The organism is Marinobacter sp. NFXS11, assembly GCF_040148675.1.
Lineage (GTDB): Bacteria > Pseudomonadota > Gammaproteobacteria > Pseudomonadales > Oleiphilaceae > Marinobacter.
This window is the reverse complement of record NZ_JAGDDV010000001.1, coordinates 949,391-972,130: the sequence shown is the minus strand read 5'-3', so window position 1 is coordinate 972,130 and position 22,740 is coordinate 949,391. Positions and strand designations below refer to the sequence as shown.

Annotated in this window: 16 protein-coding genes and 4 tRNA genes; 4 read left to right on the top strand and 16 right to left on the bottom strand. The window is 56.9% G+C overall.

The features are described 5' to 3' along the window. Positions 1-16: 16 nt before the first annotated feature. Positions 17-982 (bottom strand): glucokinase, encoded by a 966-nt coding sequence (locus J3362_RS04595; RefSeq protein ID WP_349518323.1) that lies wholly within the window; start codon positions 980-982, stop codon positions 17-19. Next, complete coding sequence (gene edd, locus J3362_RS04590; protein ID WP_349518322.1) at positions 979-2,799, bottom strand: phosphogluconate dehydratase; 1,821 nt, start codon at positions 2,797-2,799, stop codon at positions 979-981. The genes J3362_RS04595 and edd overlap by 4 nt, the downstream gene beginning before the upstream one ends. A gap of 169 nt (positions 2,800-2,968) precedes the next feature. On the opposite strand from edd, the gene gap reads away from it, so the two are divergent. Beyond that, positions 2,969-3,973, top strand: coding sequence for a type I glyceraldehyde-3-phosphate dehydrogenase (gene gap / locus J3362_RS04585; protein WP_349518321.1), 1,005 nt, complete (start codon positions 2,969-2,971; stop codon positions 3,971-3,973). A 68-nt stretch (positions 3,974-4,041) separates the two neighbouring features. After that, positions 4,042-5,490 carry a pyruvate kinase gene (gene pyk, locus J3362_RS04580; protein WP_349518320.1) on the top strand — a complete coding sequence of 483 codons (1,449 nt, stop codon included), beginning with the start codon at positions 4,042-4,044 and terminating at the stop codon, positions 5,488-5,490. A gap of 412 nt (positions 5,491-5,902) precedes the next feature. Here the strand turns inward: pyk and J3362_RS04575 are convergent, their stop codons facing one another. Genes J3362_RS04575 through zwf form a run of 3 tightly spaced genes read right to left on the bottom strand, consistent with a single transcriptional unit; the run spans position 5,903 to position 8,761 of the window. Next, positions 5,903-6,562 (bottom strand): bifunctional 4-hydroxy-2-oxoglutarate aldolase/2-dehydro-3-deoxy-phosphogluconate aldolase, encoded by a 660-nt coding sequence (locus J3362_RS04575; RefSeq protein WP_349518319.1) that lies wholly within the window; start codon positions 6,560-6,562, stop codon positions 5,903-5,905. A 17-nt stretch (positions 6,563-6,579) separates the two neighbouring features. Further along, positions 6,580-7,293, bottom strand: coding sequence for a 6-phosphogluconolactonase (gene pgl, locus J3362_RS04570; RefSeq protein WP_349519248.1), 714 nt, complete (start codon positions 7,291-7,293; stop codon positions 6,580-6,582). After that, on the bottom strand, positions 7,286-8,761 hold the full coding sequence (gene zwf / locus J3362_RS04565; protein WP_349518318.1) for a glucose-6-phosphate dehydrogenase: 1,476 nt from the start codon (positions 8,759-8,761) through the stop codon (positions 7,286-7,288). The genes pgl and zwf overlap by 8 nt, the downstream gene beginning before the upstream one ends. Before the next feature lie 211 nt (positions 8,762-8,972). Here zwf and J3362_RS04560 point away from each other — a divergent pair, with 211 nt between their 5' ends. Next, positions 8,973-9,845, top strand: a complete 873-nt coding sequence (locus J3362_RS04560; RefSeq protein WP_349518317.1) for a MurR/RpiR family transcriptional regulator — start codon at positions 8,973-8,975, stop codon at positions 9,843-9,845. A 112-nt stretch (positions 9,846-9,957) separates the two neighbouring features. On the opposite strand, the gene J3362_RS04555 is transcribed toward J3362_RS04560, so the two are convergent. The 10 genes from J3362_RS04555 to J3362_RS04510 all read right to left on the bottom strand — a co-directional run bounded on the left by J3362_RS04555 (position 9,958) and on the right by J3362_RS04510 (position 19,256). After that, complete coding sequence (locus tag J3362_RS04555) at positions 9,958-11,802, bottom strand: SurA N-terminal domain-containing protein (RefSeq protein WP_349518316.1); 1,845 nt, start codon at positions 11,800-11,802, stop codon at positions 9,958-9,960. Positions 11,803-11,958: 156 nt separating this feature from the next. Continuing rightward, a complete protein-coding gene (hbs, locus tag J3362_RS04550; RefSeq protein WP_008174603.1) occupies positions 11,959-12,231 on the bottom strand; it encodes a non-specific DNA-binding protein Hbs in 273 nt (90 codons plus the stop codon). A gap of 238 nt (positions 12,232-12,469) precedes the next feature. Beyond that, positions 12,470-14,887, bottom strand: a complete 2,418-nt coding sequence (gene lon / locus J3362_RS04545; RefSeq protein ID WP_349518315.1) for an endopeptidase La — start codon at positions 14,885-14,887, stop codon at positions 12,470-12,472. Positions 14,888-15,048: 161 nt separating this feature from the next. Continuing rightward, a complete protein-coding gene (gene clpX / locus J3362_RS04540; protein ID WP_349518314.1) occupies positions 15,049-16,332 on the bottom strand; it encodes an ATP-dependent Clp protease ATP-binding subunit ClpX in 1,284 nt (427 codons plus the stop codon). 76 nt (positions 16,333-16,408) lie between these two features. Further along, complete coding sequence (clpP, locus tag J3362_RS04535; RefSeq protein WP_349518313.1) at positions 16,409-17,044, bottom strand: ATP-dependent Clp endopeptidase proteolytic subunit ClpP; 636 nt, start codon at positions 17,042-17,044, stop codon at positions 16,409-16,411. A gap of 172 nt (positions 17,045-17,216) precedes the next feature. After that, positions 17,217-18,521, bottom strand: a complete 1,305-nt coding sequence (tig, locus tag J3362_RS04530) for a trigger factor (RefSeq protein WP_349518312.1) — start codon at positions 18,519-18,521, stop codon at positions 17,217-17,219. A 224-nt stretch (positions 18,522-18,745) separates the two neighbouring features. Beyond that, positions 18,746-18,830: transfer RNA gene (locus J3362_RS04525), tRNA-Leu, on the bottom strand. A 78-nt stretch (positions 18,831-18,908) separates the two neighbouring features. Further along, positions 18,909-18,984 (bottom strand) — tRNA-His (locus tag J3362_RS04520). Positions 18,985-19,070: 86 nt separating this feature from the next. Further along, positions 19,071-19,147: transfer RNA gene (locus J3362_RS04515), tRNA-Arg, on the bottom strand. 32 nt (positions 19,148-19,179) lie between these two features. After that, positions 19,180-19,256: transfer RNA gene (locus tag J3362_RS04510), tRNA-Pro, on the bottom strand. A 234-nt stretch (positions 19,257-19,490) separates the two neighbouring features. Between J3362_RS04510 and folD the strand changes: the two genes are divergently transcribed. Beyond that, positions 19,491-20,348 (top strand): bifunctional methylenetetrahydrofolate dehydrogenase/methenyltetrahydrofolate cyclohydrolase FolD, encoded by an 858-nt coding sequence (folD, locus tag J3362_RS04505; RefSeq protein ID WP_041645301.1) that lies wholly within the window; start codon positions 19,491-19,493, stop codon positions 20,346-20,348. Between the two features lie 83 nt (positions 20,349-20,431). Here the strand turns inward: folD and J3362_RS04500 are convergent, their stop codons facing one another. Next, positions 20,432-22,612, bottom strand: coding sequence for a malate synthase G (locus tag J3362_RS04500; protein WP_349518311.1), 2,181 nt, complete (start codon positions 22,610-22,612; stop codon positions 20,432-20,434). Positions 22,613-22,740 lie beyond the last annotated feature (128 nt).

Genomic DNA, 22,740 nt, shown 5'->3' with positions numbered 1-22,740 from the left:
CAACGGCCATCCGGCGTCATACCTCCGGATTGCCCAGCGCCTCGGCGGCTCCCAGCAAACCGGTGTAGGGCTCGGTGACCACGTAGACCGGCGTAAACTCCAGCAACGGCCGCATTCTGCCCTTATCCTCAAAGCCACTACGGAAAGGACTTTCGAGGAAGAACTGAAGAAAGCGTGGCAGGATTCCGCCACAAAGGTAGACACCGCCGGTACTCCCGAGAGTGAGAACCCCGTTGCCGGCTACCCGACCGAGAATTTCACAGAAGTGACGAAGCGTGTGCCGGGCCAGGCTATCGGTGTTTTCCACCGCAGCCGCGGTGATTTTCTCCGGCGCATCCAGTGGCGCCGCAACGCCTTGAATCTCCGCATGGGCCTGATACAGGTTCAGCAGGCCCTGACCGCACAGAATCCGTTCTACGGAAACCCGGCCAAACCGGGCCTTGAGAATCCGCAGCACAGCCATTTCGGTATCGTCCGTGGGAGCGAAATCCACGTGGCCACCCTCGGTCATCAACGGCACCCAGCCATGCTCAATAGGCACCAGACCTGAAACACCTAGCCCGGTTCCCGGACCCATAACGAGCCTGGGGCGACGGCTGTCACCCGGGCCGCCGCAAACATGCACCAGATGATCGCCAGCAACGTGGGGGACGCCCAGGGCCATGGCGGTAAAATCATTGATCACCTTGAATCTGGACCAGCCAAACTGCGCCCGGACTTCTTCGGTATCAAAGCGCCAGTGATTGTTGGTCATCCGAACCTGGGTACCGCGAACCGGTGAGGCAACAGCCAGACAGGCGCCATTTACCTCCGAAACCCCAACCCGAGCCAGGTAATCCCGCACTGCGTCATCAAGGTTTGTGTATTCCCCGCAGGGCAGAATCTCGATGGCGCGAGGCTGTACGCTACCCTGCTCTACCAGCGCAAAACGCGCATTGGTGCCACCAATATCACCAACCAGTGAATAGTGTGTTGATGTCATGCCTCATGATTCCAGAAAAAGCTGGCCCCTTCCTCGGGATTGCTGGCGGCGCGTCGCATCCAGCCGAACAACTCCCGACCGTAGCCGTGATGATACCCGGTCAGGTCCGCTTTTTCAGATTCCCGGCCTGCAAACTCCTGCTCATCCACCCGGACTGCAAGAACGCCGTTTTCGGCATCCAGACAGACCGGGTCACCAGTCTTAACCTTGGCCAGGGGCCCGCCATCCAGTGCCTCCGGATACACGTGGATCGCTGCGGGCACCTTGCCCGAGGCGCCGGACATCCGGCCATCGGTTACCAGGCCCACCTTGAACCCGCGATCCTGCAACACGCCAAGGTAGGGGGTGAGCTTGTGCAGCTCCGGCATGCCATTACTCTTCGGGCCCTGGAAACGCACGATCACAATACAATCCCTGTCCAGGTCGCCAGCCTCAAAGGCTGCCTTGAGTTCGTTCTGGTCGTTAAACACCACGGCCGGCGCTTCAACTTTACGGTGTTCCGGGGCAACGGCAGATACCTTGATGACACCTCGACCGAGGTTGCCATCCAGCACCCTCAGCCCACCATCCGGCGCAAACGGTTCCGCTACCGGGCTGAGCACATCCGGACGGAGGCTTGTTTCCGGCGCCGGCTTCCAGACCAGCTTTTCTTCCTCCAGCTCCGGCATCTCGGTGTAGCGCTCAAGGCCGTAGCCAACCACCGTATTGACGTCATTATGCAAGTATCCGCCACTCAGCAGCTCCCTGATCAGGAACGGCGTTCCACCAGCCTCATGGAAAGCATTCACGTCTTCCTGCCCGTTGGGGTAGATCCGGGTCATGGACGGCACCACCGAGGAAAGCTCGGCGTAGTCGTTCCAGTCGATGATGATACCGGCGGCCCGGGCAATAGCGATCCAGTGGATGGTGTGATTGGTGGAGCCACCAGTGACCAGAAGCGCCACCAGGGCATTGACGATGCTCTTTTCATCGACCATGTCGCCCAGACCGCGCTCGCCGCCATGAGGCTTGGACAGTCTGATCACCTGCTCGGTCGCCGCCCGTGTGAGCTCATCGCGCAGCGGTGTATTGGGGTTCACAAACGCCGCCCCTGGCAGGTGCAGCCCCATCACTTCCACCAACAGCTGGTTGCTGTTGGCAGTGCCGTAAAACGTGCAGGTGCCCGGGCTGTGATAGGACTTGCTCTCGGCCTCCAGCAATTCATCCTTACCAACCTTGCCCTCGGCGTAAAGCTGGCGAATCCGCTGTTTCTCCTTATTCGGTAGCCCTGAAGGCATTGGGCCTGCCGGAAGCAGAATAGTGGGCAGATAACCGAAGCTCAGCGAGCCAATCAGAAGGCCGGGCACGATCTTGTCGCAGATCCCCAAGAGCAGCGTGGCATCGAACATGTTGTGACTCAGGGCCACGGCGGTGCTCATGGCGATGGTGTCCCGGGAAAACAGGCTAAGCTCCATCCCCGGCTGGCCCTGGGTCACACCATCACACATTGCGGGCGTACCACCGGCTACCTGGGCTACGGACCCCATCCCTCGGGCTGCCTCGCGAATAAGATCCGGGAACTTTTCGTAGGGTTGGTGGGCCGAAAGCATATCGTTGTAGGCCGTTACCATGGCTACGTTGGCCTTGTTCATGAACTTCAGGGTGTCTTTGTCGCCCTGATTACAGGCCGCGAAACCGTGGGCCAGATTGCCGCAGGACAGAGAACTCCGGTGCGGGGACTGGGCTTTGAGAGCATTCATGCGGTTCAGGTAGTCCTGCCGCGTTGGGCGACTGCGCTCGATAATTCTCTGGGTAACCTTGTCTACGGTCGGGTGCATGGTGGGCTCCATTGCATGAATTATTAGAGTGATCGTTTTTAGACGTAATTTTACTTCCTTTTTTTGGTATTTCCACCGTCAAATCGTTCATTTATTCTTTTTTTGTTGTTATATTTACTACATCGAAGAGGTTAAACGAACAAAAAACGACCACTCAAGGAGTCAAACGATGACCATCCGTATCGCAATCAACGGTTTTGGCCGCATTGGTCGCAATGTTCTCAGAGCATTGTATGAAAACAACTACCGAAGCCAGCTGCAGGTTGTTGCTATCAACGACCTGGGTGACGCCGAAACCAACGCGCATCTGCTCAAGTATGACAGTGTTCACGGCCGGTTTAATGCCGACATCAGCCACGACGCCGAATCCCTGACCGTGAACGGGGACCGGATTGCCATCACCGCACTGCGCAACCCCGACGAACTGCCCTGGAAAGATCACCGCGTTGATGTTGTCTTCGAGTGTACCGGCCTTTTCACCAAACGCGAGAAGGCGGCAGCGCATCTGAACGCCGGCGCCCGCAAAGTCATCATATCGGCGCCAAGCCCGGATGCGGACGCCATGATAGTCTACGGCGTGAACCACGAAACCCTGACTGCCGAGCACGACATCATTTCCAACGCATCCTGCACCACGAACTGCCTGGCACCGGTTGTTGAAGCACTGCACAAGACCATTGGTATCGAGAGTGGCCTGATGACCACCATCCACTCCTATACCAACGACCAGAAGCTGAGCGACGTATACCATTCCGATCTATACCGAGCGCGCTCTGCCACCCAGTCCATGATTCCGACCAAAACTGGTGCCGCTGCCGCCATTGGCAAGGTTCTTCCGGATCTTGAAGGCAAACTTGACGGTCTGGCAGTCCGGGTTCCGACCATCAATGTGTCACTGGTGGATTTCGGCTTTATTGCCAGTCGGGAAACAACTGCCGACGAAGTAAACGAAGCTGTCAGAGCGGCAGCCGAGACAAATCCGGTTCTTGGCTATAATGTCGAAAAACTGGTCAGCATCGACTTCAATCACAACGCACTTTCCAGCATCTATGATGCCAACCACACCCGCGTTCTGGGTCGTCACGTAAAAGTCATGGCCTGGTACGATAATGAATGGGGCTTCTCGAATCGCATGCTGGATAATGCCCTGGCCCTGATCAAGGCCGGCCAGTAAATCTGGCCGTTCCGGCATATTCCGCTACCCTGTTCGAGACCATTTTGAAGAACCAAAGGACACCAACCATGCTCAGGCGTACCAAGATTGTCGCCACCCTCGGCCCTGCCACTGACTCACCGGAATCCCTCGCGGCCGTTATAGCCGCCGGTGTCGATGTCACCCGACTCAACTTTTCCCACGGCAGCGCCGAAGAGCACATCGGCCGGGCCCGCCGCGTTCGCGAAGCGGCAGCGGCCCAGGGTCGGTTCGTCGCACTGCTGGCCGACCTGCAAGGGCCAAAACTGCGGATCGCCCGCTTTTCCGAGAACAAGGTCACCCTCAAGGCGGGCCAGACCTTTATCCTGGATGCTGCCATGGACAAGGAAGCGGGTACCGAGGAGAAAGTCGGTATTGATTACGAGCAGCTGATTGAGGATGTGGAACCGGGCGACATTCTGGTGCTCGATGACGGTCGTATAGAGATGGAAGTGCAGTCGGTCAGCGACCACAGCATCACGTCTACCGTTCTGATTGGCGGTCCGCTTTCCAACAACAAGGGCCTGAACAAGCGTGGCGGCGGTCTGTCTGCCGAGGCACTGACAGAAAAGGACAAGCAGGACATCGTAACCGCTGCCAAGCTGGGCGCGGATTACGTGGCGGTCTCGTTTGTTCGCACCGCCGAGGATATGCACATCGCCCGTCGTCTGCTTAAAGAGGCAGGCTCTGACGCAGGTCTGGTGGCGAAAATCGAGCGGGCGGAGCTTGCCGACGATGTGGAAGCACTGGATGCGGTCATTGAAGCATCCGATGCCGTGATGGTTGCCCGTGGCGATCTGGCCGTGGAAATCGGCGACGCCCAGTTGGTGGGCGTTCAGAAGCACATCATCTCCCGCGCCCGCGTTCTCAATCGCGCGGTGATCACGGCCACTCAGATGATGGAGTCGATGATCACTAGCCCGATGCCAACCCGTGCGGAGGTTTCAGACGTTGCCAACGCGGTGATGGACTACACCGACGCGGTCATGCTTTCTGCTGAGACCGCGGTGGGTGATTATCCCAAGGAAGCAGTCGAAGCCATGGTGCGCATCTGCCTGGGCGCAGAAAAGCATCCGTCGATGCATCAGTCCAAACACCGGATTCACGAGAGCATGGAGGAAGTTGATGAAGCTATCGCTCTCTCCGCCATGTACGCCGCGAACCACCTTGAGGGTGTCTCGGCCATTATCTGCATGACCGAGACGGGTGCCACGCCGAGGTTGATGTCTCGCATCAAATCAAGCCTGCCAATCTTTGCGTTTTCGCGCCATCACTCCACCCAGCATCGGGTCGTTATGTTCCGTGGCGTTCAGACGGTGCCTTTCGATTCAGCCAAGATTCCGAACGAGCGGACCAATGCGCTGGCGGTGTCGGAGCTGGTGAATCGCGGAGCAGTCAAGGATGGTGATCTGGTGGTGATTACCAAGGGTGATTATGTGAATGCCCAAGGTGGAACCAATACCATGAAGATTGTTCGCGTTGGATCGGATATTCGCTGATTATTTCTTCCCGATTAGCCCGCCGTCGGCGGTGGAAGACCTTGTAGCCTGAGGGTCTTGTGCCGGGCGGCAGTGGGGTTCCCCTTTCCAAAAACCGCTACGAGCACATCCATGTGCGCTTGGCTGTGGCCATCCTTGGCCACAGACATTTTTGGAAAGGGGAACCCCACTCCCTCCTTCAGAATGTTGCAGTTATCTCAGCGTGACAGTTTCTTGAGTATCGCGAAATTACGACGAATTCTCGCGTTATCGGAAATTATGCCAAGCGCTTCGGGGCGGGGCTTCCGGGAATGTCGCTGGCCAGGGACGGCCAGCGCCAAGCGCACATGGATGTGCTCGTAGCGTTTCCCGGAAGCCCCGCCTCGAAGCGCGCAAACTCCAAAAGCTTCAGGCTACGGGAACAGAACCGAAGTCAGAGATCCGCCAGACTCCCACGCGCAATCTCGGTAATCTGCGCCCAGTCCTTGGCCGCCACCACATCTGCAGGGGTCAACCAGGTGCCACCAACGGCCTGCACGTTACCCAGTGCCAGGTAGTCTGCCGCGGTGTTGCGGCGAATGCCGCCTGTGGGGCAGAAGGTGACGTCCGGGAAGGGGCCGTTGAAGGCTTTGAGGGCCGGTATTCCGCCGGCAACTTCGGCAGGGAAAAACTTGAATTCGCGGTAGCCAAGGTTATAGCCAACCATCATTTCCGAGATGGTGGCAATGCCCGGCAACAGCGGGGCTTCGGAGGTTAGGCCGAATTCCAGGATGGCTTCGGTTACGCCCGGGGTGATTACGAACTGGGCGCCAGCGGCCTCTACCTGGCGGTACTGGGCAATGCTGGTAACGGTGCCCGCCCCGACCCACGCATCCGGGATGGCTTTGCGGACTTCTTCGATGGCTTTTAGGCCGTGTTCAGTGCGCAGGGTAATTTCGAGGACGTTGATGCCGCCATCAACGAGAGCCTGGCAAAGGGGCACGGCGTCGTCGAGGTCCTGAATGGCGATGACCGGCACCAGGGGTGAGGATTGCAGTACTGCCCTGACGCGCTCGCGATGGTAATCGGAAAGTTGGCTCACGGTTTTCTCCATAACAAATGTCGGGCGTTTCAGGGACTCCAGAACACCTGGAGGCCTGGTTTCAGGAAAGCTCTGATGGGCATCTCGAGCACCTTGTCCGGGTCAGACATGGCACGGTCCAGCGTCTGCAGTTTGTCTTCGCCCTTCAGATGCAATGCGGTGAATCGGGCATCTCTCAGGGGTGGCCAGGTTAAGGTGATGCGTTTCTGCGGCTGCGACGCGGGCGTGGCGGGCGCGACGATTTCCTGGCATTCAGGATTCATCGCGCTTTCCAATTCGGGTGCGTCGGGAAACAGTGAGGCGGTATGGCCGTCGTTGCCCATACCAAGAATCAGCACGTCAATGGGAAGGGCAAGGTCCGCCAGCTCGGCCTTCACTCGCTCAAGCCCCTCTAAGGGCGTCGCACCCGGCTGTTTGAGTGACAGGAATCGGGCCGATGCGGCGTTGTCCTGCAGCAGGTTTTCCCGAACCAGACGGGTATTGCTGGCGTCGTCGTCTTCATCCACCCAACGCTCATCCGCCAGCAAAACGTCTACCCTGCTCCAGTCCAGATCCTTGCCGGACAGCGCTCTGAAAAATGGCAGCGGCGTGGAACCGCCAGATACCACCAGGCTCGCCCTGGGCGCTTCTCTCAGGCGGGCATTCAGAAATCCGGCGACGGCATCGGCAAGATTTAGAGCCACGCCATCGGCCGTTTCACCTGAGCGGTCACTGACACCCTCGGGCAAACGCAAATCAGACATCTTCATACCAGCTCCTCCCGTCCCGGGTAATCATGGCGATGGAGGCAACCGGGCCCCAGGTTCCAGCGGCATAACGCTTGGGCGGTTCACCACTGTCTTTCCAGTTCTGGATAACCTGGTCTACCCAGCGCCAGGCGAACTCCACCTCGTCACGGCGAACAAACAGGTACTGGTTGCCTTTCATCACCTCCCACAGCAGGCGCTCGTAGGCGTCGGGAATACGGTCAGTAGCGAAAGTCTCCGAGAAAGTCAGCTCCAGCGGGCCCTGGCGCAGGCGCATGCCCTTGTCGAGGCCCTGGTCCTTGGTGAGGATCTTGAGTGCCATACCTTCATCCGGCTGAAGACGGATGATCAACTTGTTGTTGGCAAGGTGCTTCTGGTCCGGATCAAAGATGTAGTGCGGTGCCGGCTTGAAGTGGATGATAATCTGCGACAGTTTCTCGGGCAGGCGTTTGCCGGTGCGGATATAGAAGGGAACGCCAGACCAACGCCAGTTGTCGATCTCGGCCTTCAGCGCCACAAAGGTTTCCGTGGCACTACCCTTGTTGGCACCCTCCTCTTCCAGGTACCCGGGCACCGGTTTGCCATTACTGGTGCCAGCGGTGTACTGCCCGCGTACAACGTAGCTGTCCATCATGTCCGGCGTCACCCGCTTCAATGCCTTGAGCACTTTTACTTTTTCATCGCGAATGCTGTCTGCGGACAGATCCGAAGGCGGGTCCATGGCAATGAGGCACAACAGCTGCAGCAGATGATTCTGGATCATGTCGCGAATCTGTCCGGCCTTGTCGAAATACCCCCACCGACCCTCAATACCAACACTCTCAGCCACGGTGATCTCAACGTGGGAGATGTGGTTCTGGTCCCACTGGGAGGCAAACAGGTTGTTGGCAAAACGCAGAGCGATCAGGTTCTGAACAGTTTCCTTGCCCAGGTAATGATCAATCCGGAACAACTGGTTCTCGTTGAAGACCTCACCCAGCTCATCGTTGATAACCTTCGACGACTCCAGGTCGTGACCGATCGGCTTCTCTACCACCACCCGCGTCTTCTCGGTACAGCAACTGGCGGAGCGCAGATTTCGGGCCAGGACGCCATACATGGACGGCGGGGTTGCCATGTAAACAATAAGCTCATTGTTGGCATCATCACGCCACTCGTTGAGCACCCCGAAAGCCTCCGGCTCGTTAAAATCCAGGATCTGGTAATCAACCCGCTCAAGAAATGACCGGGCCAGTTCGGCATCGAACTCTGCCGGCTTTACATGCTGTTTCAGCTTGTCAAACAACTGCTGGCGTACGGTTTCGGTATTGGCCTCCGTACGGGCAATGGCCAATATCCGGCTGCCATCGGCCAGCAGGTTGGCGCGCTCCAGCTGGTACAAGGCAGGAAACAGTTTTCGTTGGGCAAGGTCACCCAACGCTCCGAATAGCATCAGGTCACAACGGGTATTGATCTTGTTGACCATTGGTTCCTTCTCTCTGGTGGGCAGCCCGTCGCAAAAACTCGGCGACAGGACTCAATGTAGTAATTTTAAACAAATAATGACATCCAAAAATCAATTTTCCAAGAAAAAACTGCGTTTCGTGATATTTTTACTACCCTAAAACCGGTAAAAAAGCGGTATAATCACCGCGTTTTTAAGACAACGACCGCCCATGATTCAGGGAGTACCATTGATGGCCGCGAACCAGGCGCACCGTGACGACAATCTGCTTGAGGATATCCAGTCCAGGCTGGACACCCTTAACAAATCCGAGCGGAAAGTGGCCGAGGCCATTCTCCGCGATCCAAGCGCGGCCACACGCTACAGCATAGCTGCCCTGGCCCGAGCCGCTGACGTCAGCGAGCCAACCGTTAACCGCTTCTGCCGGGGTTTCTCCGCCACAGGCTTTCCGGATTTCAAGATCCGCCTGGCCCAGAGCATTGCAACCGGTACGCCATATATCGGCCAGAACGTGGAGCCCGACGACACCGTTGCCGAATTCGCCGACAAAATCATGCTCAGTACTATTGCCAGCCTGGATAAGGCACGGCAGGCTCTGGACCCGAAGGCCCTGGCAACGGCGATCGATTACCTGATCCAGGCCAAGCAGATTAATTTCTTTGGCATGGGCGGGTCTGCTGCTGTGGCTATGGATGCCCAGCACAAGTTCTTCCGCTTCAATATCCCGGTCATGTCCTACGACGACGCCCTGATGCAGCGCATGGTGGCGGCCGGCGCAAACGTGGGTGATGTTATCGTGCTCATTTCCTACACGGGCCGCACCCGGGAAACCGTGGATATCGCGCAATTGGCGCGGGCCAACGGTGCTACTGTGATTGGCATAACCAATCCCGATTCCCCCCTGGCGGAAAGCTGCACGGTGGTGCTGGGCGTCACCGCTCCGGAGGACACTGAGGTCTATATGCCAATGTCCTCTCGCATCATTCATCTGAGCGTTATCGACATTCTGGCAACCGGCGTAACGCTCAAACGTGGCGCAGACTTCCTTGGGCACCTCAAAAAGATCAAGGAAAGCCTCAAGCCCACCCGCTTCCCTCCGACCTGAGCCTCAGTGCTTTAATAGAAGGGGCATGCAAATACAAGAAAGCCCGGGCATTCGCACCGGGCTTTTTGTTGCTCGCAGGGCGCCATTCGGCGCCTTTTTCACTAGGCTGACATCAGGGTCTCTCGACCTCCGCCCGATTTCTCAGGAACTGCTGGTAAGCGGCGTACTCTCTTTGGCCCTCAAGAGATGCCAGGAATTCGCGAAGCTGGTTAAGTTCGGTGCCATCTTCCGAGACCGGCCCGTCCGTGACCTCGTCCAACGCGATCACCGCGGCAGAATTGGCCATCACAGTCTTGCCAAACCGGGCGCCATCCGCAGGGCGCGGCAAAGAAAACACCTGCTGGAGAATGGCGGGACCAGCCTCGGAGGCGTTCCTTGCCAGCCCTTCATAGCTGGACCACTCACCGAAACCCTCGGGGCTCTCACCTGACTCAAGATCAGCGATAATCGTATCAGCCCTTTCAGAAAGCGCTTCCCGTGTCTTGCGCTGCTCCAGCGTCGCCCGGATCTGATCGCGGACCTGATCCAGCGGCAGCTGCTCGGCTTCATGATACTTACGAACCCGGGCAACGACAGACACGTTGTCCCCCACATCAATCAGCTCGGTATTGTAACCCGCCTCAAGGACATCTTCAGAAAACAACTGTCGTACCAGACCGGCGTGGTCGAACGGGGCCTGACCACCGTCACGGGTAACGTCGTTGGCCTCGCGTACCTCAAGCCCGAGCTCCTCGGCAGGACCGGCCAGATCATCGGCGGCATACGCGGAGTCGGCAAGCTCTGCCCGGACTTCGGCAAATTGCTCACGGGCCTTTTCGCGCGCCAGCTCACGACGTAGCTGGCCTTCCATTTCATCCAGAGACGGCACCTCTGACTCCCTGACATCCTCCAGGCGAATTAGATGAACCCCGAACGATGTTCGAACCGGCTCGGAAACTTCGCCTTTCTCAAGGGCAAACAGAGCTTCCTCGAAGGGCTCGGCGTAAATGCCACGACCGGCATAGCCCAGGTCGCCGCCGTCTTCGGCCGAAACGGTATCAATGGAATACTCCCGCGCCAGGTCAGCAAAAGACTCCCCGGCCGCCAGGCGCTCCTGGATCGTTGCCATGGTCTCGTCCGCGTCACCGCCCTCTTCGATCAGGATGTGAGACGCCCGACGCTCCTCACTGGCCAGGTCGGCCGCCTGCTGTTCGTAGTAGGCCTGAAGCTCCGCATCGTCAACTTCAATGCGCTCGGCAAGGGCACCCAGCGAAAGCGTGATGTAGGCAGCGTCAACGCGCTCTGGCTGCTCAAACGCGCTCGAGTTCTCTTCATAAAAGGCTTCAACGTCCGCATCAGAAACCGATACCGTGTCCGCCACTGAGCTGGCAGGAATATCCAGCACCCGGAAACTGCGTGTCTGGTTCTGAATCTGAAGCAACTGTTCGGCATTCTCATCCGCCACCAGGCCACTCTGAACGATACCCGCACGGATCTGGTTCACCACATATTGCTTGCGCATGGCTTCGCGAAACTCGCCCACGCCCATGCCCATATTCCGGACTGTGGCCACAAAGCGGTCGCGATTGAACTGGCCATCCACCTGGAACTGCGGCATCTGGGTAATCAACGCATCGATATCAGCATCATTGAGTTCAAGCCCCTGAGCGTTGGCGTCCTGGATCAGGACCTGCTCCTGGATCAGGGAATCCAGAACGTCTGTGCGAATCTGGTCTTCATCAAGCATCGAGGGGTCCGGGTTTTCCATTCTGGATAGCCGGCGCTGGCTCTCCATCTGGACCACGCGGAGGAATTCCCGCTCGGTAATATCCTCGCCGTTGACGGTTGCCACCTCAGGTTCGCCGGAGAAGCCGCCAACAATGGCGTCCATCCCCCAAATGGATAGCGACACAATGAGAAGACCAATGATGACCTTGGCGATCGTGCCCTGGGCATTGTTCCGAATATCTTGAAGCATGTTTCTCCCGGATCCCTGTTCAAGGTGGTGCGGTTTTATTCGTTTCAGCGCGCGGCGACGGGCGGACCTAACGTAAAAAGGCGCACCCAGTGTGGAATGCGCCTTGAATTCTTCTTGGGTGACTTCCTGCGACAGAAGCCACCGGAGAAAGAACCGTTACTTAACGGCGTCTTTCAGGGCTTTGCCTGCTTTGAACCCAGGCACTTTGGAGGCCGGAATCTTGATCTCGGCACCAGTCTGCGGGTTACGACCGGTACGAGCAGCACGCTCTTTAACGGAGAAGGTACCAAAACCGATCAGAGTTACCTGATCGCCTTTTTTCAGGGCACCGGTGATGGAGTTGGTCATTGCGTCCAGAGCACGGCCAGCGGCGGCTTTGGAAATATCTGCGGACTCTGCAATTGCATCGATAAGTTCGGACTTGTTCACACTAAACCCCTTCGATTTCAGGTTGAAGATGTTATAGGTTGGTTTGTTTTTTCTCGGACGTTCTCGACTATCGCATAAGCGGTCGGAGAATTCCATTCTTCAGTTTTCTTATTCCTTTCGGCTTTATACCGGCATTCGGAATAGGCACTTACTGCGCGGGAGCCCTTGGTATTGGCTGCTTCACGGCGAAACAGTTATACCAATGGGCTCTCAGGCATGTCAACAACTCATCAAGGCTTTAATGTGTATTTATGCGCTCTGACGCGTCACCTTCTTCATCACGCGGCTTCCCCGACCCGGTTTCCGGAGAGGAATCCTCGGCCCTGGGCTCGGGCGGATAAGCCAGCGCAATATCCAGCACTTCGTCGATCCACTTGACCGGGCGGATCTCCAGGGATTCCTTGATGTTTTCCGGTATCTCTTTGAGATCCCTGACATTCTCGTCCGGGATAATCACTGTTTTGATGCCACCGCGATGCGCCGCAAGCAGCTTTTCCTTCAAGCCACCGATGGCCAGTACGCGCCCCCGCAGGGTTATCTCACCGGTCATCGCGACGTCGGCGCGAACCGGAATCTTGGTCAGTGAAGACACCAGCGCCGTGCACATACCGATACCGGCACTGGGGCCATCTTTCGGTGTCGCACCCTCCGGTACGTGCACGTGCAGATCGTGCTTTTCATGGAAATCATCAGCAATTCCAAGACCGGGTGCCCGGCTACGTACCACAGTCAATGCTGTCTGGATCGACTCCTGCATGACATCACCCAGGGAACCTGTCTTCACGACCCGGCCCTTGCCCGGCGTGAGGGCGCACTCAATGTGCAGCAGTTCGCCACCCACCTGAGTCCATGCCAGGCCGGTAACCTGACCAATCTCGTTCTTTTCCTCGGCGAGGCCGTACTTGAATTTCTTGACCCCCGAGTAATCTTCGAGCATGTCCTGCGTGAGAGTAACAGAGACCTTCTCTCCGCTCTCCACATGGTTACGTACCACCTTGCGGCAGATCTTGGCAATCTCGCGCTCCAGGCCACGTACACCAGCTTCACGGGTGTAATAGCGGATCAGGTCGCGAAGGGTGTCCTCTGGCAACTTGAGCTCATCCTTGCGCAGGCCGTTGGCCTTGATCTGCTTCGGCAACAGATACCGCAGCGCAATATTGACCTTCTCGTCCTCCGTATAACCCGGGATACGGATGATTTCCATACGGTCCAGCAAAGCTGGAGGAATGTCCATGGAGTTAGAGGTACACACGAACATCACATCGGAGAGATCGTAATCCACTTCCAGATAGTGATCGTTGAAGGTGTGGTTCTGTTCCGGGTCGAGAACCTCCAGCAGCGCCGACGCCGGATCACCACGATGATCCATGCCCATCTTGTCAATTTCATCGAACAGGAACAGCGGATTCTTTACGCCAACCTTGGACAGCTTCTGAAGAAGCTTACCGGGCAACGCACCAATGTAGGTTTTCCGGTGGCCGCGGATTTCAGCTTCATCACGCACGCCACCGAGGGCCATGCGGGTGTACTTCCGGTTGGTCGCACGAGCAATGGACTGACCGAGTGAGGTCTTGCCGACCCCGGGAGGGCCAACCAGGCAGAGCACAGGACCCTTGACCTTTTTCACACGGCTCTGAACCGCAAGGTATTCCAGGATGCGCTTTTTCACCTCATCTAGACCGTAGTGATCCTGATCGAGAATTTCACGGGCTTTTTCGATATCGTGACGAACACGGCTGCGCTTCTTCCAGGGAATAGCCAGCATCCAGTCAATATAGCCACGAACGACGGTCGCTTCCGCAGACATCGGCGACATCATCTTCAGCTTGTTCAGTTCCGTTTCAGTCTTCTTGCGGGCCTCTTCTGGCAATCCGGCTTCTTCCAGCTTCTGCTCAAGCTCCTCGAAGTCGTTGTTGCCTTCGCCCAGGTTACCCATTTCCTTCTGGATAGCCTTCATCTGTTCATTAAGGTAGTACTCGCGCTGGCTGCGCTCCATCTGCTTTTTAACGCGGCCGCGGATGCGCTTCTCAACCTCAATCAGGTCAATTTCGCCGTCCAGTTTGCCGAGCAGAAGGTCCACCCGCTTGCGGATATCCAGCGCTTCCAGCAGTTCCTGCTTTTCCGGAATACGCATTTCCAGGTGTGCAGCCATGGTGTCGGCCAGGCGTTCAAGCTCCTCAATACCGGTGAGAGCATTGGAGACTTCCGAGGGTACCTTCTTGGAGAGTTTCACGTACTTCTCGAACTCATCCATCAGGGTCTTGACGAGCACTTCCTGCTCGCGCTCGGGCAGCCCTTCTTCATCCATCAGCACAGCGCCACCGGACAGGTACTCACCCTCGGAGATATCGCTGATGGTGGCTCGGGCGTTGCCTTCTACCAACACCTTTACGGTCCCATCAGGCAGGCGAAGCATTTGAAGGACCGTGGCCAGGGTGCCCATCTCGAACACATCCTTCGGACCCGGCTCATCAGTAGAGGCGTCTTTCTGGGCTACCAGGAGGATTTCCTTGCTTCCTTCCATCGCGGCTTCCAGAGCCTGAATGGATTTTTCTCGGCCCACGAAAAGTGGGACCACCATGTGCGGAAACACCACTACGTCACGCAGCGGAAGCAGCGGGTATTCTTGCACGGCATTTTCGGGTATACGGGTCATTGGGAATCCTCTGACGGTATTTACTTCAGCATATCACCCTTCATTGGGGCGCCCGCAAAAATTGCAATATTTTTACCAAACGAAACAGGGCAGGAATATCGGGATACAAAACGCGAAAAGGGGCGTCACCGCCCCTTTTCATTTGAACCACTGAGCAGCCCTTAATCCTCAGGAACGGCCTTGGCGTGATCACTGCTCGCGTAAATCTTGAAGGGCTCGGAGTCCCCGCTGATTACGCTCTCGTCGATCACAACCTTGGTTACGTCATGCTCAGAGGGAATCTGGTACATGGTGTCCAGCAGCGTCGCTTCCATAATGGAACGCAAACCGCGGGCACCAGTTTTCCGCTCCATGGCCTTACGGGCAACGGCCCGAAGCGCGTCGTCGCGGAAATCAAGCTCAACCCCTTCCATATCAAACAGCTTCTGGTACTGCTTGGTCAGGGAGTTCTTGGGCTCGGTCAGGATCTCAACCAGCGCTTCCTCATCCAGCTCATTGAGAGTCGCCACCACTGGCAACCGACCAACAAACTCGGGTATCAGACCGTATTTCACCAGGTCTTCGGTTTCCACGTCCTTGATGACATCGCCGGTATTCTTGGCGTCGTCCTGACTGGCTACCGAAGCGGAGAAGCCGATACTGTTCTTTTCGGTACGCTCGCGGATTACCTTGTCCAGCCCGGCAAAGGCACCACCGCAGATAAACAGCATATTGCCGGTATCGACCTGCAGAAACTCCTGCTGCGGATGCTTGCGGCCACCCTGTGGCGGGACTGACGCAACGGTACCCTCAATCAACTTCAACAGCGCCTGCTGGACACCCTCACCGGAGACGTCCCGGGTGATTGACGGGTTGTCTGACTTACGAGAAATCTTGTCGATTTCGTCAATGTAGACGATGCCTCGCTGGGCCTTGTCGACATCGTAATCGCATTTCTGGAGCAGTTTCTGGATGATGTTCTCCACGTCCTCACCCACATAACCGGCTTCGGTCAGAGTGGTCGCGTCAGCAATGGTAAAGGGGACGTTCAGCATCCGCGCAAGGGTCTCTGCAAGCAGAGTCTTGCCACTACCGGTAGGGCCGATCAGCAGGATGTTACTCTTGCCAAGCTCAACATCCCCCTTGCCTTCGCCATAACGAAGACGCTTGTAGTGGTTGTAGACCGCAACCGACAGCACCACCTTCGCTCGATCCTGGCCAATCACGTATTCATCGAGGGTATTGCGGATCTCGGCCGGTGTAGGAAGGCGATCGCTCGGCTCTTCCTGTGCATTTTCCTGGATTTCCTCCCGGATAATGTCGTTGCACAGGTCGACGCACTCGTCGCAGATGAACACCGAGGGCCCTGCAATGAGCTTTCGGACTTCATGCTGGCTCTTTCCACAAAACGAGCAGTAGAGCAACTTGCCATTATCGTCGCCCCTGCCGTTTCTTTCATCTGCCATTGAAATACCTCTGATCTCGTTTTGCCGGCGTCACTGCCTGATACGCCGGCCAAGTATGATGCGATTACTTCCAGTATTATTTATTCGGTACGCGCTTATCAAGTATTGAATCAATCAGCCCATACTCTTTCGCTTGGGCCGGATCCATGAAGTAGTCACGGTCGGTATCCTTGGCGATCGTCTCCAGATCCTGCCCCGTGTGATGGGCCAGGATGGAGTTCAGCGTATGCCGGATCTTCAGGATTTCCCGGGTGTGAATCTCGATATCCGTTGCCTGCCCCTGGTAGCCACCCAGCGGCTGATGAATCATCACGCGGGAGTTCGGCAGACAGGCCCGCTTTCCAGCGGCACCGCCGGCGAGCAGAAACGCACCCATGCTGGCCGCCTGGCCTACACACAGGGTCGCAACGTCCGGCTTGATGAACTGCATGGTGTCGTAGATGGACATGCCTGCAGTTACCGAGCCGCCCGGGCTGTTGATATACAGGTGGATATCCTTGTCCGGGTTTTCAGACTCAAGGAACAGGAGCTGGGCCACGATCAGGTTCGCCATGTGATCCTCGACCGGACCGACCATGAAGATAACCCGCTCTTTGAGCAGACGGGAATAAATGTCGAACGACCGCTCGCCGCGAGCTGTCTGCTCGATAACGATCGGTACCAGTCCGGAATTGGTAACCATTGCGGGACCATCGATTGGTTTCTGCGTCATGATGCGCCTGAACTCCTTATGGACAATGGGTCGTGGACTCGCGCCACGGCAGTTTCAATAGTGTTGCACCCCATACTTTGCCAGCAGCGGCCCCAGATGAAAACAGCCGGGCATGCCGGCTGTTCTCAGGGTCGGCCTTCGAGACCGGCTTCTAATCCGGTCCCGGGCAAAATCAGCGCTGGGGCTGACCGGCCTGAACGGCCTCTTCGTACTTGACCTTTTTCTCTTTGACCTGAGCCTGTTCCAGGACATGGTCAACAACTGCATCTTCCAGGACTGAAGACTCAATCTGGGACTTCTGCTCCGGGTTGCTGTTGAAGTGTGCAACCACTTCTTCTGGCTGTTCATACGTAGACGCGATCTCCTGGATCTTTTCGTCTACCTTGGCCGCGTCGGCTTTCAGGTCGTTTTTCTTGACCACTTCCTGGAACAGCAGGCCAGTCTTCACGCGGCGCTCAGCCTGCTCCTGGAAAATTTCCTTGGGCAGCTGCTGCGGATCAATCTGGCCGCCGAAACGCTGGACGGCGTCCTGACGGAGACGATCGATTTCCTGATCAACCAGAGCAGCCGGAATATCCAGCTCAGTGGTTTCCAGCAGACCGTCAACAACGTCGTTCTTGACCTTATTGGAAACCGCCTGCTTGAGCTCGCGCTCCATGTTCTTTTTGACTTCTTCGCGGAAAGTCGCTTCGTCTTCGGCATCAATACCGAACTTCTTGAAGAATTCGGTGTCGAGTTCCGGCAACTGCGGCTCTTCAACCTTGTGAATCTTGATCTCGAACTTGGCCGGCTTACCCGCCAGATCTTCGTTGTGGTAATCCTCCGGGAAGGTAACCTCGATTTCCATGTCTTCGCCGGCCTTACCACCAACGATGGCCTTCTCAAAGCCCGGAATCATCTGGCCGGAGCCCAGAGTCAGACGATGGCCTTCAGCGGCTCCGCCTTCGAATTCTTCACCGTCGATAAAACCTTTGAAGTCAATGGTCAGCACGTCCTTGTTCTTGGACTTGCGCTTGACTTCTTTCATGGTGGCCTGCTGACGACGCAGGTTGTCGATCATGTTGTCGACATCTTTGTCGGTGATCTCGGAAGTCAGCTTCTCGACTGAAATCTTGCTGAGATCGCCCAGCTCGATTTCCGGCAGCACTTCGAAGATGGCGACAAATTCCAGGTCTTTGCCCTCTTCCATGGTCTTTGGCTCGAACTTCGGCCAACCTGCCGGGTTGATATCCTGTTCCTGCAGTGCCTTGATGTAGTTGTCGCGCATAACCTCGCCAACGATTTCCTGGCGGACGCTGTCACCGAAACGACGCTTGACGACGCTCATGGGCACCTTACCCGGACGGAAACCGTTCAGGCGCACGGTACGCGCGGTTTCCTGCAGGCGTTTCTGGACCGCCTGGTCGATTTCCTGGGCGGGCACACCAATCGTCATGCGACGCTCGATGTTGGAGGTCGTTTCAACAGACACTTGCATGGAAGATCCTCAAATTACAGGTTCGGTATGTGAATGAAATTAAAACTAAAAATCCAGTTCCGGGGAAACTCCCGCAAAAGGACCGAAAATTAAAAGCCGGTAGTTTATCATGCTTTGCACCGCCGAGAGAATCACCGTGCTATGCAGTTTGATATCCCGTGGAAACACGGCCTGAAAATTCTTTGGAACAAGAGATGGGGACGAAATAAAAAAAAGAAAGGGGGTGGTGCGCGAGGAGAGACTCGAACTCTCACGGGTTGCCCCACTGGAACCTAAATCCAGCGCGTCTACCAGTTCCGCCACTCGCGCACAATAGAATGAAGAATGATCGAGGACAGGGCTGCCATCAAGCGATTCGTCAAACGCGGAAAAAACCAGAAAGAAAAGTGGGGTGGACGAAGGGGATCGAACCCTCGACCGCAGGAGTCACAATCCTGAGCTCTACCAACTGAGCTACGTCCACCACATCAGGATATGCCTTTCGGCATTTGCACAACTTCAACTTTGCTGGTTACGGTCGCTCCGGCGCGGACCAAGCCAACGACTTGATGGCGCGCCCGGCAGGACTCGAACCTGCGACCACCCGCTTAGAAGGCGGGTGCTCTATCCAGCTGAGCTACGGGCGCTTAACCGTTCGCCCACCTGAACATCCAGAAAATGGTCGGGGTAGAGAGATTCGAACTCCCGACATCCTGCTCCCAAAGCAGGCGCGCTACCAGACTGCGCTATACCCCGTCTGAACTGAACAACAAGTGCCTCAGCAAAGTTGGCGCGCATATTACCGGCGCCGGACGGTGCCGTCAACACGTATTTCCAAATTCCCTGAAACAACAGTCTCTTCAGTGACAAAGCGCCCTGATAAAAGTTCCGGCGCGCGCCGTCCAGACAACCGTCCAATTGGAGTTCCGGCGGAAGCATGAGACAATGCCGTCCCTTCAATTTACCGATGCCCAACCGACAAGACGAGACATGACCGCCAAACTGATCAACGGAAAAGAGATTGCCGCCGAAGTAAGACAGCAAGTCGCCGCAGGGGTGGAAGCAAGAACCCAACAGGGGCTCAGAGCGCCCGGACTGGCCGTAGTCCTGGTCGGCAACGATCCCGCATCCCACGTTTACGTGGGTAATAAACGGAAGGCGTGCGACCAGGCGGGAATCCTCTCACTCTCATACGATCTGCCGGAAGACACTTCCCAGGAAGCGCTGGAAGCACTGATTGATGAGCTGAACGAGAACCCCACCGTGGACGGGATCCTGGTGCAACTCCCCCTGCCCTCGCATCTCGATGCAGATCCGATTCTGGTAAAAATCCGGCCAGATAAAGACGTTGATGGCTTCCATCCATACAACATCGGTCGCCTGATGCAGCGCAAGCCTACCCTGCGCCCCTGCACACCGGCCGGCATCATTACCCTGCTCGACAGCATCGACACGCCCTACAAGGGCCAGCACGCCGTCATCGTTGGCGCCTCCAACATCGTCGGCCGCCCCATGAGCATGGAGCTGCTATTGAAGGGTGCCACAACAACCGTGTGTCACCGATTCACGCCGGATCTGGAGAAGTTTGTTCGTGAGGCTGACATCCTGGTTGCAGCCGTCGGCAAGCCAGGCCTGATCAAGGGCGATTGGGTAAAACCGGGTGCAACCGTGATTGATGTGGGCATCAACCGGATGGACGACGGGAAACTGCATGGCGACGTTGATTTCGCAGCCGCTTCGGAGCGCGCGGCCTATATAACGCCGGTTCCCGGCGGCGTAGGGCCGATGACCATCGCCACCCTGCTGCAAAACACCCTCTATGCGGCTGATGTCTTGCACAGGGACTGAGCCCGGAGTCAGGGTTCAGGCTCTGCCTGATCCGACGTGCCACAAAAAACCCCGCCGAAGCGGGGTTTTTTATTTCGCAGCTCTTACTGCCCGTATTTGGCTTTCGCCTTCAGACGGTAAGCGTGCAGTAGCGGCTCGGTGTAGCCATTAGGCTGCTCGCGGCCCTTGAGAACCAGATCCAGCGCTGCCTGGAAGGCGACACTGTCATCGAAGTTCCCGGCCATCGGGCGGTACGCCGAATCACCGGCGTTCTGCTTGTCGACCACCGCTGCCATACGCTTCATGGTCTCCATGATCTGATCTTCAGAGCAGATACCATGGTGCAGCCAGTTGGCCAGCAACTGGGAGGCGATACGCAGAGTCGCACGGTCTTCCATCAGGCCGACATCGTTGATGTCCGGCACCTTGGAGCAGCCAACACCCTGGTCAATCCAGCGCACAACGTAACCGAGGATGCCCTGGGCGTTGTTGTCCAGCTCCTGCTGGATGTCTTCGGCGCTCAAAGAAGCGGGATCATCCATCACCGGTACGGTCAGGATATCGTCCAGCGCGGCGCGGGTGCGGCTTTCCAGCTGCTTCTGGACATCAGCCACACTTACCTGATGGTAGTGAGTGGCGTGCAGTGTAGCCGCCGTGGGAGATGGAACCCAGGCAGTGTTCGCACCGGCCTTCGGATGCCCGATTTTCGCTTCCAGCATGCCGGCCATCAGGTCAGGCATGGCCCACATGCCCTTACCAATCTGGGCAACGCCACGGAAACCGGTTTCCAGGCCGATGTCCACGTTCCACTGCTCGTAGGCATTGATCCAGGTCGCCTGCTTCATCGCACCCTTGCGGATAAACGGACCCAGCTCCATGGAGGTATGGATCTCGTCCCCGGTGCGATCCAGGAAACCGGTGTTAATAAACACAGCCCGCTCTTTCGCGGCATGGATACAGGCTTTCAGGTTAACTGTGGTGCGACGCTCCTCGTCCATGATGCCGACCTTCAGGCTGAAGCGAGGCAGACTCAATGCATCCTCTACACGACCGAAAAATTCGTTGGTGAATGCCACCTCTTCCGGCCCGTGCATCTTAGGCTTCACGATATACATGGAGCCTTTGGTGCTGTTCTGGAACTTGCCATTGCCCTTCATGTCGTGGATGGCGATCAGTGAGGTGATCAGGCCGTCCATCAGGCCTTCCGGCACTTCGTTGCCATCTTTCAGCAGGATGGCCGGGTTGGTCATCAAGTGACCAACGTTACGGATAAACATCAGGCTGCGGCCTTTCAGGCTCAGCTCGCTGCCGTCTGCCGCGGTGTAGGTGCGATCCGCGTTCATCTTGCGGGTCAACTGCTCGCCACCTTTCTCGAAGGTTTCCTGCAGGTCGCCCTTCATCAGGCCCAGCCAGTTGCGATAGGCCAGCGCCTTGTCGTCGGCGTCTACAGCGGCCACGGAGTCTTCGCAGTCCATGATGGTTGTCAGTGCAGACTCCATCAGTACGTCTTTGACGTGGGCACCGTCGTCTTTGCCAATCGGGTGAGTGGCATCGATCTGGATCTCGAAGTGCATGCCGTTCTTGACCAGCAGTACGCCGGTGGGCGCATCAGCGGCACCGGTGTAGCCAACAAAGCCGGCTTCGTCTTTCAGGCCGGTGGACTCACCGTTCTGCAGCTTGACGACCAGTTTGCCACCTTCAACCACATACTTGGCAGCATCTTTGTGACTGCCAGAGGCCAGCGGTGCCGATCTGTCGAGCAGGTTGCGGGCCCACTCGATAACTTTGGCACCGCGAACCGGATTGTAACCACGGCCTTTTTCAGCGCCGTCTTCCTCGGAAATCGCGTCGGTACCGTACAGCGCATCGTACAGGCTACCCCAACGCGCGTTCGCAGCGTTCAGAGCAAAACGGGCGTTCATGATCGGCACCACCAGCTGAGGGCCGGCCATGGTTGCCACTTCCGGGTCGACATTGGAGGTGGAGATCTTGAACTCGGAAGGCTCGTCAACCAGGTAACCGATGTCTTTCAGGAAAGACTTGTATTCGCCCATGTCGAGCTTCTGGCCCTTGTGATCCCGGTTCCAGCTGTCCATTTTTTCCTGGATAGCATCACGCTTGGCCAGCAATTCACGGTTGCGTGGCGCCAGCTCGTTCACGATCTTGTCAAATTCTGCCCAGAATTTATCGGCATCGATTCCGGTGCCCGGGATCGCTTCGTTGTTCACGAAATCATACAGATTCTTTGCGACCTGAATGCCGCCGACTTGTACGCGTTCTGTCATCGTTGTCTGCCTCAGTGGGTTACGTTTCCCGACTCCCCCTTCATCTTGAGGGGGCATTCTAATTTGAGCGCCGCATTGTAAGGGAAAATCCTTACAAGATCATTCTTGCAGGCGCAAAACTGGTCTGA

Coding starts and splice junctions, on each gene's coding strand:
- J3362_RS04595 (WP_349518323.1), bottom strand. CDS start 982: ATGACATCAACACACTATTCACTGGTTGGTGATATTGGTGGCACCAAT.
- edd (WP_349518322.1), bottom strand. CDS start 2,799: ATGCACCCGACCGTAGACAAGGTTACCCAGAGAATTATCGAGCGCAGT.
- gap (WP_349518321.1), top strand. CDS start 2,969: ATGACCATCCGTATCGCAATCAACGGTTTTGGCCGCATTGGTCGCAAT.
- pyk (WP_349518320.1), top strand. CDS start 4,042: ATGCTCAGGCGTACCAAGATTGTCGCCACCCTCGGCCCTGCCACTGAC.
- J3362_RS04575 (WP_349518319.1), bottom strand. CDS start 6,562: ATGGAGAAAACCGTGAGCCAACTTTCCGATTACCATCGCGAGCGCGTC.
- pgl (WP_349519248.1), bottom strand. CDS start 7,293: ATGTCTGATTTGCGTTTGCCCGAGGGTGTCAGTGACCGCTCAGGTGAA.
- zwf (WP_349518318.1), bottom strand. CDS start 8,761: ATGGTCAACAAGATCAATACCCGTTGTGACCTGATGCTATTCGGAGCG.
- J3362_RS04560 (WP_349518317.1), top strand. CDS start 8,973: ATGGCCGCGAACCAGGCGCACCGTGACGACAATCTGCTTGAGGATATC.
- J3362_RS04555 (WP_349518316.1), bottom strand. CDS start 11,802: ATGCTTCAAGATATTCGGAACAATGCCCAGGGCACGATCGCCAAGGTC.
- lon (WP_349518315.1), bottom strand. CDS start 14,887: ATGACCCGTATACCCGAAAATGCCGTGCAAGAATACCCGCTGCTTCCG.
- clpX (WP_349518314.1), bottom strand. CDS start 16,332: ATGGCAGATGAAAGAAACGGCAGGGGCGACGATAATGGCAAGTTGCTC.
- clpP (WP_349518313.1), bottom strand. CDS start 17,044: ATGACGCAGAAACCAATCGATGGTCCCGCAATGGTTACCAATTCCGGA.
- tig (WP_349518312.1), bottom strand. CDS start 18,521: ATGCAAGTGTCTGTTGAAACGACCTCCAACATCGAGCGTCGCATGACG.
- folD (WP_041645301.1), top strand. CDS start 19,491: ATGACCGCCAAACTGATCAACGGAAAAGAGATTGCCGCCGAAGTAAGA.
- J3362_RS04500 (WP_349518311.1), bottom strand. CDS start 22,612: ATGACAGAACGCGTACAAGTCGGCGGCATTCAGGTCGCAAAGAATCTG.